Annotated in this window: 10 protein-coding genes and 1 rRNA gene; 10 read left to right on the top strand and 1 reads right to left on the bottom strand. The window is 70.7% G+C overall.

Going from position 1 to position 15937, the window contains the following annotated elements:
- Window positions 1–8: 8 nt before the first annotated feature.
- A complete protein-coding gene (gene eccCa, locus AC2TEW_RS33710; protein WP_484627078.1) occupies window positions 9–3962 on the bottom strand; it encodes a type VII secretion protein EccCa in 3954 nt (1317 codons plus the stop codon).
- Between the two features lie 422 nt (window positions 3963–4384).
- Here eccCa and eccD point away from each other — a divergent pair, with 422 nt between their 5' ends.
- The 10 genes from eccD to AC2TEW_RS33660 all read left to right on the top strand — a co-directional run.
- Window positions 4385–5839, top strand: a complete 1455-nt coding sequence (eccD, locus tag AC2TEW_RS33705; RefSeq protein ID WP_484627077.1) for a type VII secretion integral membrane protein EccD — start codon at window positions 4385–4387, stop codon at window positions 5837–5839.
- 144 nt (window positions 5840–5983) lie between these two features.
- On the top strand, window positions 5984–6274 hold the full coding sequence (rpsO, locus tag AC2TEW_RS33700) for a 30S ribosomal protein S15 (protein WP_033817663.1): 291 nt from the start codon (window positions 5984–5986) through the stop codon (window positions 6272–6274).
- 419 nt (window positions 6275–6693) lie between these two features.
- Window positions 6694–8901, top strand: a complete 2208-nt coding sequence (locus tag AC2TEW_RS33695) for a polyribonucleotide nucleotidyltransferase (protein WP_033817662.1) — start codon at window positions 6694–6696, stop codon at window positions 8899–8901.
- A 93-nt stretch (window positions 8902–8994) separates the two neighbouring features.
- Window positions 8995–10347, top strand: a complete 1353-nt coding sequence (locus tag AC2TEW_RS33690) for a M16 family metallopeptidase (RefSeq protein ID WP_484627076.1) — start codon at window positions 8995–8997, stop codon at window positions 10345–10347.
- A 14-nt stretch (window positions 10348–10361) separates the two neighbouring features.
- A complete protein-coding gene (dapB, locus tag AC2TEW_RS33685; RefSeq protein WP_484627075.1) occupies window positions 10362–11108 on the top strand; it encodes a 4-hydroxy-tetrahydrodipicolinate reductase in 747 nt (248 codons plus the stop codon).
- A 7-nt stretch (window positions 11109–11115) separates the two neighbouring features.
- Window positions 11116–11556, top strand: coding sequence for a tetratricopeptide repeat protein (locus AC2TEW_RS33680; protein ID WP_484627074.1), 441 nt, complete (start codon window positions 11116–11118; stop codon window positions 11554–11556).
- A gap of 48 nt (window positions 11557–11604) precedes the next feature.
- Entirely contained in the window at window positions 11605–12339 is a 735-nt protein-coding gene (thyX, locus tag AC2TEW_RS33675; protein WP_484627073.1) for an FAD-dependent thymidylate synthase, read from the top strand.
- Window positions 12340–12579: 240 nt separating this feature from the next.
- Window positions 12580–13479 (top strand): 4-hydroxy-tetrahydrodipicolinate synthase, encoded by a 900-nt coding sequence (gene dapA, locus AC2TEW_RS33670; protein ID WP_484627072.1) that lies wholly within the window; start codon window positions 12580–12582, stop codon window positions 13477–13479.
- A 171-nt stretch (window positions 13480–13650) separates the two neighbouring features.
- A complete protein-coding gene (locus AC2TEW_RS33665; RefSeq protein ID WP_484627071.1) occupies window positions 13651–15336 on the top strand; it encodes a ribonuclease J in 1686 nt (561 codons plus the stop codon).
- Between the two features lie 481 nt (window positions 15337–15817).
- A 16S ribosomal RNA gene (locus AC2TEW_RS33660) occupies window positions 15818–15937 on the top strand; the annotation flags it as partial.

The following is a 15937-nucleotide window of genomic DNA, read 5'->3' as shown; positions in this document are numbered from 1 at the left end:
CGGTGCCGCTACGGCGCCGGCAGCCAGCCCGTCTGCACGGTGTTCCCGGCGGTGGCCCGGCGGGTCACGAACGTGCCCCGGCCCGGCGGGAACGGCTGCGGCTTGGCCGTGCCGAGCAGCGCGCCCTCGCTCTTGTCACCGGAGAGCAGCACGCCCTGGCCGCCCAGCTCGCGCATCCGCTGCATGACCGGCTCGAACAGCGCCCGGCCGGCGCCGCCGGCGCTGCGCGCGATGATCACGCGCAGACCGATGTCGCGGGCGAACGGCAGGAACTCCGCCAGCGGTGCCAGCGGGTTGCCCGAGGCGGTGGCGACCAGCTCGTAGTCGTCCACGATCACGAACATGTCCTTGCCGGTGTACCAGCTGCGGTTGCGCAGCTGCTCCGGCGTGACGTCCGGGCCGGGGAGCCGGCGGGAGCAGGCCCCGCGCAGCATCTCGACGATGGACGTCATGGCGGGGGCCGCGGCCGCGTACTCCACCAGGTACTCCGGCGGCACCACGCCCAGCAGCGAGCGGCGGAAGTCGCCGACCACGATGCCGGCCTGGTCCGGGGTGTACCGCTCGGTGATCTGCTTGATCAGCATCCGCAGCAGCGCCGACTTACCCGACTCGCTCTCACCGAAGACGATGAACAGCGGGTCGGACTCGAAGTTGACGAAGACCGGCGCCAGCTCGACCTCGTCCACACCGAAGGCCACACCCAGCTCGGGGTGCTCGAAGCCCTTGGGCAGCGCGTTGCCGTCCAGCACCTGCGGCAGCATCCGCACCTGCGGGGCGCGCGGCCCCGCCCAGGCCGCGTTGACCTGGGCGACCAGGTCGCCGACCCCGTCCACCAGGTCCTCGACCGAGGACGAGCCGTCCAGGCGCGGCAGACCGCCCAGGAAGTGCAGCTTGGAGGCGGTCAGACCGCGGCCGGGCGCGCCGGCCGGGACGTTCTGCGCGACCTTGCGGTCGATCTCCGACTCCATCGAGTCGCCGAGCCGCAGCTCGGTGCGGTTCTGCAGCAGGTCCTTCAGCGCCGGGCGGACCTCGGCGTACCGGGCCGCCGTGATGATCACGTGGACGCCGTAGCCGAGACCGCGCTGGGCGATGTCGGCGATGACCGGCTCCAGGACCTCGTACTCCTGCTTGAAGGTCAGCCAGCCGTCGATCATCAGGAAGACGTCGCCGAACTGCTCGTCCGGCAGCTGGCCGGCCGCCCGCCTGGTTCGGTAGGTGGCGATGGTGTCGATGCCGCTGGCCCGGAAGAGCTCCTCGCGGCGGTTGAGCACCCCGTGCACCTCGCTGACCGTGCGGCGGACCTTCTCGACGTCCAGACGCCCGGCCACGCCGCCGACGTGCGGCAGGTCGGCCAGCGCGCCGAAACCGCCGCCACCGAAGTCCAGCAGGTAGAACTGGGTCTCCACCGGGGTGTGGGTGACCGCGAAGCCCGCCACCATGGTGCGGATCATCGTCGACTTGCCGGACCGCGGACCACCGACGATCAGACCGTGGCCGGCCGCCCCCGAGTAGTCCTGGTACAGCACGTCCCGGCGCTGGTCGCGCGGCTTGTCGACGATGCCGACCGGCACCACCAGACGGCCGAGCGCACCGTACTCCGGCGAGGTCAGACCGCGGTCGGCGGTCGCCTGCAGCGGCGGCACCAGCTGGTCGACGCTGGGCGCCTCCTCCAGCGGGGGCAGCCACACCTGGTGGGCCGGCGGGCCCTGGGAGAGCATCCGCGCCACGAACACGTCGAGCATGGTGTCGAGCAGCGAGTCGTCGATCTCCTCGACCTCCTCGACCACCTCCTCCACCACGGGCTCGATCACCGGCACCTCGGAGGCGGTGAACAGCACCGGCTGCGCGGTGACCGTCGTACCGCCGACGCTGCGCACCTGGCCCGGCGGCCGGTACGGCCCGGACACGTACGCGGCCCGGAACCGCTCCATCACGTCGGAGCCGAACTTCAGGTACCCGACACCGGGGACCGGCGGCAGGTGGTAGGCGTCCGGCACGCCGATCGCGGCCCGCGACTCGGCCGCCGAGAAGGTGCGCAGACCCAGCCGGTAGGACAGGAAGGTGTCCAGGCCGCGGAGCTTGCCCTCCTCCAGGCGCTGCGAGGCGAGCAGCATGTGCATACCGAGCGAACGGCCGATCCGGCCGATCTGGATGAACAGGTCGATGAAGTCGGGCTTGGCGGTGAGGAGTTCGGAGAACTCATCGATGATCATCACCAGCGAGGGCAGCGGGTCGAGCGCCGCACCGGCGCCGCGGGCCCGCTCGTACTCGTTGATGTTGGCGTAGTTGCCCGCCGCGCGCAGCAGCTCCTGCCGGCGGTTCATCTCACCCTCGATCGCATCGCGCATGCGGTCGATGAGGGTGGCCTCGCCCTCCAGGTTGGTGATGACCGCCGCGGTGTGCGGCATCTCCGACATGCCCGCGAAGGTGGCGCCACCCTTGAAGTCGGCGAGGACGAAGTTGAGGATCTCCGAGGAGTGCGTCACCGCGAGCGCCAGCACCAGCGTGCGCAGCACCTCGGACTTGCCGGAACCGGTGGCGCCGACGCACATGCCGTGCGGGCCCATCCCCTCCAGCGAGGCCTCCTTGATGTCCAGCCAGACGTACTCGCCGTTGGTGCCCACGCCCAGCGGCACCCGCAGCTTCTCCCGCAGCGGCCGCGGCCGCCAGTGCCGGGCCGGGTCGAAGGCGCCCGGGTCGCCGGTGTTCATCATCTCGGTGAAGTCCATGCTGACCAGCGACGGGTCACCGTCGTCACCGCCCGCCGACACCCGGAACGGGGCCAGCTGGCGCGCCAGCGCCTCGGACTGCCAGATCGACAGGAAGTCGGGCCGGCCCGAGTAGGCGGCGCCCGAGGCGGCCTCCAGCAGCAGCTCGTCCTTGCCGACGGTGATCATCAGGTGGCCGCCGGGCTCGTCCAGGTCGCCGGGGACGACCTCCAGCACGGTGACGCCCTGGACACCCTCCACACCGCCGAGGACCGAGTCCTGCGGCACCGCGGCGCCGTCCATGATGACCACGATGTGCGGTTGGTCCGGCGAGGGCACGGTGTCCCGCGAGAAGCCCTTGCGGCCGGCCAGTTCGTCGGCCAGCAGCTCCTCCAGCTCACCGAGACCGGTGGCGATCAGACGGCGCGAACCGGCGCCGTCGGTCTCCTTGCGGTGCTGGGTGTGCGGCAGCCACTTGGCCCACTCCCACTCGTCCACCGCACCGGGCGCGGCGGCGACCGCCACGATCAGGTCCTCGGGCGAGTGCAGCGTCGTCAACTGGGCGACCATCGCCCGGACGTTGCCGTACACGGCGTCCGGGTCGCCGGACACCATGATGTGGTAGAAGGCGCGCAGCGAGACCGACAGCGGCAGGTCCTGCAGGGTGCCGTGGGCCTTGATGAAGGTGCCCATCGCCTCGGCCGCGAGCGGCTCCAGCTCGTCCATCGGCGCCGTCTGCGGCGCCCGGATCGGCGTGGACAGCTGCTGCGGCCCGCGCCCCAGCCTGATCTGGGCGAAGTCCCCGTCACCGGGCCTTCGCTCCCACAGTCGGCGGCCCTCGGCCACGATCGACCACAGCTGGTCCGGCTCGGGGTGGGTGAACAGCAGCGAACCGCGCTGGTGCTCCGCCGTGCGGCGGACCTGGCGGCGCATCTGCTGCAGGTACTTCAGGTAGTCGCGGCGCTCGTCCGCGGTACCCGCATTGCCCCCCTTGCGGGCCTTGACGATCTGCGCCACCGCCATACCGGCGGTGGAGGCGACCATCAGGACACCCATCATCTTCATCGGGCCCTGGGCGCCCGGCGAGAAGAAGAAGGCCGCCGATCCGCCCATGCCGAGCAGCGGCAGCAAGGACATCATCCAGTCCTCGCCACCGCCGCGGGGCAGCTCTGGCGGAGCCACCAGCTCCACCGGCTCGTCCGGGACCGGGGGCGGATACGCCCGCGCCGGACGCTTGACGGTTACCACGCTCATGCGACCGCCTCGTACTGCTCGCTCACCACGGCATCAGCCCTCACGCAACTGGATACGTACGGGTGAGGGCGCCCCGTGTGATGACGCCGCCCCCGCTCCGCCGACCGCAGGCGCTCCAGGGGTGACGTGCGTTCGTCCGCCCCCGTACGCCTCGCGCAGGGGCCGATCCTACTGGGCGGGTCCGGATCGTTCGGCCACGGGGGCGGCCTGGCCGGGCGTCAGCGCCGCCGCGCCCGCCTGCCGGGCAGTCACAACTGCCGTCCGCCGCCGGGCGGCGCGAGGGGCGGCGAGCGGGCCGCGCCGGGCTGGCGGTAGGGTAACGCCGCGCCAACTCTTGGCCGGATCGTGTCAGTTCCGGGCCGGCCCGGAGCCAGCAAGGCGTCTAGCTGACTTACCGACACAGTCAACGAGGGGGAGCGCCGGTGAGTGGAAACGCGACGACCGGATTCTGCCGGGTCACGGTCGTGGCGCCGGACAGCAGGATCGATGTCGCACTGCCGGAGGACGTGCCGCTCGCGGACATCTACCCCGAGGTCCTGCGGCTGTCCGGCCAGACCCAGGTGGACGGGGCGCCCACGGGCTTCCACCTGGTGCGCCGCGACGGCACCGTGCTCGACAGCGGCCTGCCGCTGGCCGCGCAGCAGGTCCGCGACGGTGACCTGCTGAGCCTGCGCCCGTTCGCCGAGTCGCTGCCGCCCGCGGTCTACGACGACGTGGCGGACGCCATCGCCAAGGCCGTCGAGGCCGACCGCCGGTTCTGGAGCCCCGACCTGATGCGGGCCTTCGGCCTGGTCGGCGGCACCGTGCTGCTGGTCCTGCTGGGCTTCGCGCTCTGGTTCTCCGACGCCCACCACGACATGTACGGCCTGCCCGGCATCCTGTCCGGCGTCACCGCCCTGGTGCTGGTCGCCTACGCCGGCGTGCGCGCCCGGGTGTACGACGACCACGACGCCGCGCTGGCCCTCGGCCTCGGCGCCCTGCCGCACACCCTGATCGCCGGTTCCGGCATCATCGCCGCCGCCCACCGCGGCGACGGCCCGGGCCGACTGCAGTTCCTGGTCGGCTGTGTGGCCGTCCTGGTGGTCTCGGTCCTGCTGGTCGGCCTGCTGCCGGAGAAGGACTCGGTCTTCGTCGCGGCCTCCTTCCTGGCCGCCGCCGGCACCCTGGCGACCTTCGCCGCGGTGCTGCTGCCGGGCACCTCGCCCACCCACATCGCCGCCGTCACCGGCGTCGCCGCGGTCTCGGTGATCGGCTTCCTGCCGGCCCTGTCGGCCCGGTTCGCCAGGCTCCCGGTCGGCTTCAGCGCCCCCGGTCAGACCCGTACCCGCGGCACCTCCTACACGGAGGAGGCCGACCACGCGGAGACCGTCCAGTACGAGCGGATCGCCCACCAGGCCCGCCGCGGCCACGAGGTGCTGGTCGGCCTGGTCGGCGGCTGCGCCGCGACCATCGTCGGCGCCTGCGCGGTGCTCGGCTTCAGCAACGGCGCGTTCGCCGAGGTGCTGGCGCTGACGCTGGGCGTCTCCACCATGCTGCGGGCCCGGCTGTTCCGCTACACCGCCCAGGTCTTCAGCCTGACCGTGGCCGGCCTCGCCGGTCTCGGCCTGCTGATCCTCGGCCTGTCGCTGAACACCCCGCTGTTCCTGCTGAAGTCCGGCGAGACCGCGATCGACCTGCGCACCATCTGGCTGGCCGCCTCGATCGCGTTCGGCGCGGCGGTGCTCACCGCCATCGCGCTGATCGTGCCCAAGCAGGGGGTGTCCCCGTTCTGGGGCCGTATCCTCGACATGATCGACGGCCTGATGCTGATCTCGCTGGTCCCGCTGGCCCTGGCGGTGCTGAACATCTACGCCCTGGTCCGCGGCGCCACCAGCTGACCGCGAAACCGCAGCTCCGCGCCGGTCGGCGGCCCCCTTGGCGGGGGCGGCCGACCGGCGCTGGTACTCTTGGTCAGTCCGGGCTCAGTCAGATTCTGTGTCGCCTACCAGAATCGCTCGGCGAAACCCTTTGAAGGAGATGCAGTGGCTCTCGCCGCCGACGTCAAGAAGCAGATCATCGCCGAGTTCGGCCAGAAGGAGGGCGACACCGGCTCTCCCGAGGTCCAGGTCGCCATGCTGTCCCGCCGCATCGCGGACCTGACCGGCCACCTCAAGACCCACAAGCACGACCACCACTCGCGCCGTGGCCTGCTCATCCTGGTCGGCCAGCGCCGCCGGCTGCTGCAGTACCTGGCCAAGAAGGACATCGAGCGCTTCCGTACCCTGGTCGACCGCCTCGGCATCCGCCGCGGCGCCGCCGGCGGCGCTCGCTGAGTACCGCACCGCGGGGCGGCTCCCCTTCCCGGGGGAGCCGCCCTTCGGCACATCCGCCGCAGTGACGCCGCCGTATTTCCCCACGCGTGGCAATCACCGGATCGGTAGGGTGTGAATTTGTAAGGTGAGGGGCATGCCCGGTCATGACGGCGACACGACGCCGCAAGAACCGGGGCAGCATCACCGCACCACGAGCGGGCCGCTGGCTTCAAACGGAAGCCGCCCGCACCAGGGGAGCGTCCACACGCGACCACCTACCAGCAGGCCGCAGGCGCCGGTCCTCGGTAGTGGCCCCCGGGAGTCCGACGAACGGACGGCCCGGAGGCTTCGATCGAAGACCGGCCCAGACTGCCCGGGCCATCGGTAGGCAAAGCGCAGGGGCGCTCCTCGGGAGACGTACGAAAGAGGAGATCTTCCAGGTGGAAGAGAACGTGTTCTACGCCGAGGCCGTCATCGACAACGGCAGCTTCGGCACCCGTACCATCCGTTTCGAGACCGGCCGGCTGGCCCGTCAGGCCGCCGGCTCCGCCGTGGCCTACCTGGACGACGACACCATGGTGCTGTCGGCCACCAGCGCCTCCAAGCAGCCGAAGGAGCACTTCGACTTCTTCCCGCTGACGGTGGACGTCGAGGAGCGGATGTACGCCGCGGGCCGGATCCCCGGCTCGTTCTTCCGTCGTGAGGGCCGGCCCTCCGAGGACGCGATCCTCACCTGCCGCCTGATCGACCGCCCGCTGCGCCCGTCCTTCGTCAAGGGCCTGCGCAACGAGATCCAGGTCGTCGTCACCGTGATGGCGCTCAACCCGGACCACCTGTACGACGTCGTGGCGATCAACGCCGCGTCCGCGTCCACCCAGCTGGCCGGCCTGCCGTTCTCCGGTCCGATCGGCGGCGTCCGGGTCGCGCTGATCAAGGGCCAGTGGGTGGCGTTCCCGACCCACACCGAGCTCGAGGACGCGGTCTTCGACATGGTCGTGGCCGGCCGCGCGCTGCCGGACGGCGACGTCGCGATCATGATGGTCGAGGCCGAGGCCACCACCAAGACCATCAAGCTGGTCGAGGGCGGCGCCGAGGCGCCGACCGAGGAGGTCGTGGCCGCCGGCCTCGAGGCCGCCAAGCCGTTCATCAAGGTGCTCTGCGCCGCCCAGGCCCAGCTGGCCGCCCAGGCCGCCAAGCCGACCGGCGAGTTCCCGGTCTTCCTGGAGTACCAGGACGACGTCCTGGCCGCGCTGACCGCCGCCGTCAAGCCGGAGCTCGCCAAGGCGCTCACCATCGCCGGCAAGCAGGACCGCCAGAACGAGATCGACCGCATCAAGGCGATCGCCGCCGAGAAGCTCCTGCCGGAGTTCGAGGGCCGCGAGAAGGAGATCGGCGCCGCCTACAACGCGCTGACCAAGAAGATCGTCCGCGAGCGCGTCATCAAGGACAAGGTCCGCATCGACGGCCGCGGCGTCACCGACATCCGCACCCTGGCCGCCGAGGTCGAGGCCATCCCGCGGGTGCACGGCTCGGCCCTGTTCGAGCGTGGCGAGACCCAGATCCTGGGCGTCACCACCCTCAACATGCTCCGCATGGAGCAGCAGCTCGACACGCTCTCCCCGGAGACCCGTCGCCGCTACATGCACAACTACAACTTCCCGCCGTACTCGGTCGGCGAGACCGGCCGCGTGGGCTCGCCCAAGCGCCGCGAGATCGGCCACGGCGCGCTGGCCGAGCGGGCGATCCTGCCCGTGCTGCCGACCCGCGAGGAGTTCCCCTACGCGATCCGCCAGGTCTCCGAGGCGCTGGGCTCCAACGGCTCCACCTCGATGGGCTCGGTCTGCGCCTCCACCATGTCGCTGCTGAACGCCGGTGTGCCGCTGAAGGCCGCCGTCGCCGGTATCGCCATGGGCCTGATCTCGCAGGAGATCGACGGTGAGACCCACTACGTGACCCTCACCGACATCCTCGGCGCCGAGGACGCGTACGGCGACATGGACTTCAAGGTCGCCGGCACCCGGGGCTTCATCACCGCCCTCCAGCTGGACACCAAGCTGAACGGCATCCCGGCCTCGGTCCTGGCCGCCGCGCTGAAGCAGGCCAAGGACGCCCGTCTGCACATCCTCGACGTGATGAACGAGGCGATCGACGCGCCCGACGAGATGTCGCCGAACGCGCCGCGCATCATCACCATCAAGATCCCGGTGGACAAGATCGGTGAGGTCATCGGCCCCAAGGGCAAGATGATCAACCAGATCCAGGAGGACACCGGCGCGGACATCACCATCGAGGACGACGGCACCATCTACATCGGTGCGGTCGACGGTCCCTCGGCGGAGGCTGCCCGTACGACGATCAACCAGATCGCCAACCCGACCATGCCGGAGGTCGGCGAGCGCTACCTGGGCACCGTGGTGAAGACCACGACGTTCGGCGCGTTCGTCTCGCTCATGCCGGGCAAGGACGGCCTGCTGCACATCTCGCAGATCCGCAAGCTCGCCGGTGGCAAGCGCGTGGAGAACGTCGAGGACGTGCTCGCGGTCGGCTCCAAGGTCCAGGTCGAGATCGCCGAGATCGACCCCCGCGGCAAGCTCTCGCTGATCCCGGTCGTCGAGGGCGAAGAGGCCGGCGAGGCCGCGTCCGAGTGACGCAGCGCTAGCACTCCCGCGGCCCGCACGCTCCACCCGGAGCGTGCGGGCCGCACCCTGTTGTTTCCCCGCACGTTTCATGGAGGTCCACCCGTGGCCCAGGCCTCGGCAGCACAGCAGCGTCCCGGCACCACCCGGACCCTGCTCAAGGGCGTCGACGGCGCCGGCACCGTCCGGCGCACCGTCCTCGCGGGCGGCCTGCGGGTCGTCACCGAGACCCTGCCCACGGTGCGCTCGGCGACCTTCGGCATCTGGGTCGGCGTCGGCTCCCGGGACGAGACCCCGGTCCTCAACGGCGCCACCCACTACCTGGAGCACCTGCTCTTCAAGGGCACCGAACGCCGCTCCGCGCTGGAGATCTCCGCCGCGCTGGACGCGGTCGGCGGCGAGATGAACGCCTTCACCGCCAAGGAGAACACCTGCTACTACGCGCGGGTCCTCGACACCGACCTGCCGCTGGCCATCGACGTGGTCTGCGACATGCTGACCGGCTCGCTCATCCGCCCCGAGGACGTCGACGCCGAGCGCGGCGTCATCCTCGAGGAGATGGCGATGGCCGAGGACGACCCGGGCGACGTGGTGCACGACCTGTTCGCCAAGGTGATCTACGGCACCGGGCCGCTCGGCCGCCCGATCCTCGGCACCCAGGAGACCGTCACCGGCCTCACCCGCGACCAGATCGCGGGCTTCTACCGCCGCCGCTACAAGCCCGAGAACCTGGTGGTCGCCGCCGCCGGCAACCTCGACCACGCCAAGGTCGTCCGGCTGGTCGAGAAGGCCTTCGCACCCGTCCTCGCCAAGTCCGCCGGCCACCCCGCCGAGGTCCGCCGCGGCGTCAAGGCGGTCCGCACGGCCGGCCGGATCGAGGTCATGAACCGCCCCACCGAGCAGGCCCACCTGGTCCTCGGCGTCCCCGGCGTGCCCCGGCACGACGAACGCCGCTGGGCGATGGGCGTGCTCAACGCGGCGCTCGGCGGCGGGATGAGCTCGCGGCTGTTCCAGGAGGTCCGCGAGAAGCGCGGACTGGCCTACTCGGTCTACTCGTACTCCTCCTCCTACGCCGACAGCGGCCTGTTCGGCATCTACGCCGGCTGCCAGCCCAAGCGGGTCGAGGAGGTGCTCAAGATCTGCCGCGCGGAACTCGCCCGGGTGGTCGAGGAGGGCATCACCGAGGAGGAGCTGCACCGCGCGATCGGCCAGCTCTCCGGCTCCACCGTGCTCGGCATGGAGGACACCGGCTCGCTGATGAACCGGATCGGCAAGGCCGAGATCAGCTACGGCCACCACCTGTCGGTGGACGAGATGCTGGAGAAGATGGCGTCCGTCACCCTGGCCGACGTCCACGCGGTGGCCCGTGATGTGCTGGGGGCCCACCGGCCCTCGCTCGCGCTGATCGGCCCGGTCAACAACAAGCGCGCCGCCAACCTCGCCGACCTGCTGGTCTGAAGGGACCCCACAAGATGACGCTGCGTGTCGCCGTGATCGGCGCCAAGGGCCGGATCGGCTCCGAGGCCGTCAAGGCCGTCGAGGCCGCCCCCGACCTGGAACTGGTCGCGGCCCTGGGCCGCGGCAGCGACCTCGCCGAGCTCACCGCCGCGGGCGCCGAGGTCGCGATCGAGCTGACCCACCCCGACTCGGTGATGGCCAACCTGGAGTACTGCCTCGGCCACGGCATCCACGTGGTCACCGGCACCACCGGCTGGACCGAGGACCGCCTGGCCACCGTCCGCGGGCAGCTCGACCGCAGCCCCGGCACCGGCCTGCTGATCGCGCCGAACTTCTCCATCGGCGCCGTGCTCGCCATGCAGTTCGCCCAGCAGGCGGCCAAGTACTTCGAGACCGTCGAGGTGGTGGAGCTGCACCACGACCGCAAGGCCGACGCGCCCTCCGGCACCGCCACCCGCACCGCCCAGCTGATCGCCGCGGCCCGCGACAAGGCCGGCCTGCCCCGCCAGTCCGACCCCACCACCCACGGCCTGCCCGGCGCCCGCGGCGCCGACGTCGACGGCGTCCCCGTCCATGCGGTACGCCTGCGCGGCCTGCTGGCCCACCAGGAGGTGCTGTTCGGCGACGCCGGCGAGACCCTGACACTGCGCCACGACTCGCTGCACCACAGCTCGTTCATGCCCGGCATCCTGCTCGCCGTGCGCACCGTGGTGGACCGCCCCGGCCTGACCCTCGGCCTCGAACACTTCCTGGACCTGTGAGCCCCCGATGACCTCGCGCACCGGTTTCTTCCTGCTCGCCGCCGCCCTGCTGGTGGTCGCGGCGATGTGCGTCCTGGAAGGCGTCCAGCTGATCGCCACCGGCGAGCCGCTCGGCATCGGCCTCGGCCTCTGCGCCTTCGTGATCCCCGGTATCGGGGTCTGGTTCCTGCGCCAGACCGTCCGCTTCGGCCGCGCCAGCGAGCGGCTCGCCAAGGAGCTGGAGGCCGAGGGCGGCCTCCCGGTGGACGAGCTGCGCCGCACCCAGGGCGGCCGGATCGACCGGGACTCGGCCGACGAGGTCTTCGCCCGCCGCAAGGCCGAGACCGAGGCGGCCCCGCACGACTGGCGGGTCTGGTTCCGCCTCGCCGTCGCCTACGCCGACGCCGGCGACACGCCGCGCGCCCGCAAGGCCATGCAGCACGCCATCAAGCTCAACCCGGCGGCCTAGATAGGCTGGCCCCGTCACCGACCTGCACCACCTCTGGAGGATCTTCGCGTGAGCGACGACCTGGGCACCGTCCCGCAGTTCCGTAGCGACGTCACCGTGGACCTGGTCCGCAGTGCCGCCGCCGACTCCGACGTGGTCTGGGCCGCCCGGGTCTCGACGGCGGGCGAGCAGTCCCTGGAGGCGCTCCGGCAGGACCCCGAGAAGTCCACCGGACTGATCAACTTCCTGATGCGGGACCGCCACGGCACGCCGTTCGAGCACAACTCGATGACCTTCTTCATCAGCGCGCCGATCTTCGTCTTCCGCGAGTTCCACCGCCACCGCAGCGGCTGGTCCTACAACGAGGAGTCCGGCCGCTACCGCGAGCTTCAGCCGGTCTTCTACGTCCCCGGCGCCGACCGCAAGCTGGTCCAGGAGGGCCGCCCCGGCCGGTACGAGTTCGTCGACGGCACCGAGAAGCAGCACGCCGTGGTCGCCGACTCGATGGAGGCCGCCTACCAGGCCTCCTACCGCGCCTACCAGGAGATGCTGGACGCCGGCGTGGCCCGCGAGGTGGCCCGGGCCGTGCTGCCGGTGGGCCTGTTCTCCTCGATGTACGCGACCTGCAACGCCCGCTCGCTGATGCACTTCCTCTCGCTGCGCACCAAGGCCGAGAACGCCAAGGTCCCGTCCTTCCCTCAGCGCGAGATCGAGATGGTCGCCGAGCAGATGGAGGCCAAGTGGGCGGAGCTCATGCCGCTCACCCATGCGGCGTTCGAGAAGCACGGCCGAGTCGCCCCCTGACCTGGGGCGATAGGCATATGGGCGGGTTGCGTGGCATGTCCGGATTGCAGCTTTTCACCCCGCTCCCTACGCTCAGGACACGGATTCCGGTGCTGCATGAACCCCCGAGCATGCAGCACCGGAATCCCACCTGTGTGACGGCCCTCCCGACCCGGCTGCGCCCCCGCGCGGCAGCCGCGACTGTCCGAACAGTGGACCGCCGTGGCTGCCACCCTGGGGCCTACGAGTAGTTTTGGACCCATGGCTCCGACCTCCACCCCCCAGACGCCGTTCGGCCGGGTACTGACCGCGATGGTGACGCCGTTCACCGCGGACGGCGCCCTCGACCTCGACGGGGCGCAGCAGCTCGCCGCGTACCTCGTCGACGCCGGCAACGACGGCCTGGTGCTCAACGGCACCACCGGCGAGTCCCCGACCACCAGCGACGCCGAGAAGGCCCAGCTGGTCCGCGCCGTGGTGGAGGCGGTGGGGGAGCGGGCCCACGTCATCGCCGGGGTCGGCACCAACGACACCCACCACAGCGTCGAGCTCGCCCGGCAGGCCGAGGCCGCCGGGGCGCACGGTCTGCTCGCGGTCACGCCGTACTACAGCAAGCCCCCGCAGGAGGGCCTGTACCGGCACAACCTCGCCATCGCGGACGCCACCGGCCTGCCGGTGATGCTGTACGACATCCCCGGCCGCAGCGGTGTGCCGCTCGGCCACGAGACCATCGTCCGGCTCGGCGAGCACCCGAGGATCGTCGCCAACAAGGACGCCAAGGGCGACGTCGGCGCCGCCTCCTGGGCCATCGCCCGGTCCGGGCTGGCCTGGTACTCCGGCGACGACGTACTGACCCTCCCGCTGCTCTCGGTCGGAGCCGTCGGCGTGGTCAGCGTGGTCTCCCACGTGGTCACCCCCGAGCTGCGCGCCATGATCGAGGCCTTCACCGCCGGCGACGCCGCCAAGGCCCTCGCCATCCACCAGGGACTGCTGCCGGTCTTCAGCGGTATGTTCCGTACCCAGGGCGTGATCCTCAGCAAGGCCGCGCTCACCCTGCAGGGCCGGCCGTCCGGCCCGCTCCGCCTGCCGCTGATCTCCGCCACGGACGACGAGATTGCCGTCCTGAGGCAGGATCTGGCCGCCGGCGGGGTACACCTGTAACAGACGAAGACGTGCGCGCCCCCGGATCGCCGAGCCGCCAGGCCCGCCGCTGGACCGGAACGAAGGCGCGAAGGCACAGATGCCTAGCAATGAGGAAACCAACGATGGACGCACGCCATATGTCGCCAGGGGCGGACCCGGGCATATGGCGTGCGTCGTGAGGAGAGTCTTTTGAGCCACCCGCACCCCGAACTCGGCGCACCCCCCGCCCTCAAGAAGGGCGCCCTGCGCATCACCCCGCTCGGCGGCCTCGGCGAGATCGGCCGCAACATGACGGTCCTCGAGTACGGCGACCGCATCCTGATCATCGACTGCGGTGTCCTGTTCCCCGAGGACGAGCAGCCCGGCATCGACCTGATCCTGCCGGACTTCAGCTACATCCGGGACCGCCTCGACAAGGTCGACGGCATCATCCTCACCCACGGGCACGAGGACCACATCGGCGCCGTGCCGTACCTGCTCCGGGAGAACCCGGACATCCCGCTGATCGGCTCCAAGCTCACCCTCGCCCTGATCGAGGCCAAGCTCGCCGAGCACCGGATCCGCCCGTACGTGCTCGAGGTGGCGGAGGGCGAGCGCGAGCGCATCGGCCCCTTCGACTGCGAGTTCATCGCCGTCAACCACTCCATCCCGGACGCGCTGGCCGTCGCCGTGCGCACCCCGGCCGGCATGGTCGTCGCCACCGGTGACTTCAAGATGGACCAGCTGCCGCTGGACGGCCGCCTGACCGACCTGCCGGCCTTCGCCAAGCTGGCCGAGGAGGGCATGGACCTGCTGCTGGTGGACTCCACCAACGCCGAGGTCCCCGGCTTCATCCCGCACGAGCGCGACATCTCCGCCGCGCTGCGCAACGTCTTCGCCAGCGCCGAGAAGCGCATCATCGTGGCCTCGTTCGCCAGCCACGTGCACCGCATCCAGCAGGTGCTGGACGCCGCGCACGAGCACAAGCGCAAGGTCGCCTTCGTCGGCCGCTCGATGGTCCGCAACATGGGCATCGCCCGCGACCTCGGCTACCTGAAGGTCCCGGGCAACCTGATCGTCGACGTCAAGACGCTGGACGACCTGCCCGCGGACAAGGTGGTGCTGGTCTGCACCGGCTCCCAGGGCGAGCCGATGGCGGCGCTGTCGCGGATGGCCAACCGGGACCACCAGATCCGGATCGTCGAGGGCGACACCGTCGTCCTCGCCTCCTCGCTGATCCCGGGCAACGAGACCGCGATCTACCGCGTGATCAACGGCCTGACGCGCTGGGGCGCCAACGTCGTCCACAAGGGCAACGCGAAGGTCCACGTCTCGGGCCACGCCTCCTCCGGCGAGCTGCTGTACTTCTTCAACATCTGCAAGCCGCGCAACCTGATGCCGGTCCACGGCGAGTGGCGCCACCTTCGGGCCTGCGCGGACCTCGGCATCAAGACCGGTGTGCCGAAGGAGCGCACGGTCATCGCCGAGGACGGCGTCTGCGTCGACCTGGAGAACGGCGTCGCGAAGATCGTCGGCAAGGTCCAGGCCGGGTACGTCTACGTCGACGGCTCCTCGGTCGGCGATGTCACCGAGGCCTCGCTCAAGGACCGCCGCATCCTCGGCGAGGAGGGCTTCATCTCCGTCTTCGTGGTGGTCGACTCCACCAACGGCAAGATGGTGAGCGGCCCGACCATCCAGGCCCGCGGCTCCGGCATCGAGGACAACGCCTTCGGCCCGGTCGTGGCCAAGCTGGAGGAGGCGCTCAGCCGCTCCGCCAGCGACGGCGTGCTGGAGGTCCGGCAGGTGCAGCAGCTGGTCCGGCGGACCATCGGCAAGTGGGTGGCGGACAACTACCGCCGCCGGCCGATGATCCTCCCGGTGGTCGTCGAGGTCTGACGGCCGGCCCCGCGGGGCCTGCACGACCCGGTTTGACGCGGGGCAGCTCGGAGCGTAGTGTTCTCCGAGTTGCCCCGCGGTCGTCGGGTTCGGAGATGAATTCGAATCGGAGCCCGGGAAAACAGCCCGAGAAACTCTGCTAGAGTTCGGGAGCGCCGAAAGGCCGAAATCGAGCGAAATCCGATCGAATGAAACTCCGGAAAACGGAGCGGAAAACATCTGATAAGCTCGGAACACGAAAGAACGAAGCGCCCGGAGGGCCCGCTGGAAGGCGGTCCGAAGGAAGCGTCCGTTCCTTGAGAACTCAACAGCGTGCCAAAAGTCAACGCCAGATATGTTGACATCCCCGGCCGGTCCGTTCGGATCGGTTGGAGATTCCTTTAGTAACAAAACACTAGCGAGGACGCAGTGCGCGGGACCGCCCTATTCCGGTGGTTGCCGTGCCGCTCAACGCGAGTGTAGGCCGGATTACCGGCAGACATTCACGGAGAGTTTGATCCTGGCTCAGGACGAACGCTGGCGGCGTGCTTAACACATGCAAGTCGAACGGTGAAGCCCTTCGGGGTGGATCAGTGGCGAACGGGTGAGTAACACGTGGGAA

This window comes from Kitasatospora sp. NEAU-CNBT7, from assembly GCF_057220535.1.
This window is presented reverse-complemented; position numbering and strand designations above follow the sequence as displayed.

Excerpts from the sequence above, each read along its gene's own strand:
- dapB (WP_484627075.1), top strand. The coding sequence starts at position 10,362 with ATGACGCTGCGTGTCGCCGTGATCGGCGCCAAGGGCCGGATCGGCTCC.
- AC2TEW_RS33680 (WP_484627074.1), top strand. The coding sequence starts at position 11,116 with ATGACCTCGCGCACCGGTTTCTTCCTGCTCGCCGCCGCCCTGCTGGTG.
- dapA (WP_484627072.1), top strand. The coding sequence starts at position 12,580 with ATGGCTCCGACCTCCACCCCCCAGACGCCGTTCGGCCGGGTACTGACC.
- eccCa (WP_484627078.1), bottom strand. The coding sequence starts at position 3,962 with ATGAGCGTGGTAACCGTCAAGCGTCCGGCGCGGGCGTATCCGCCCCCG.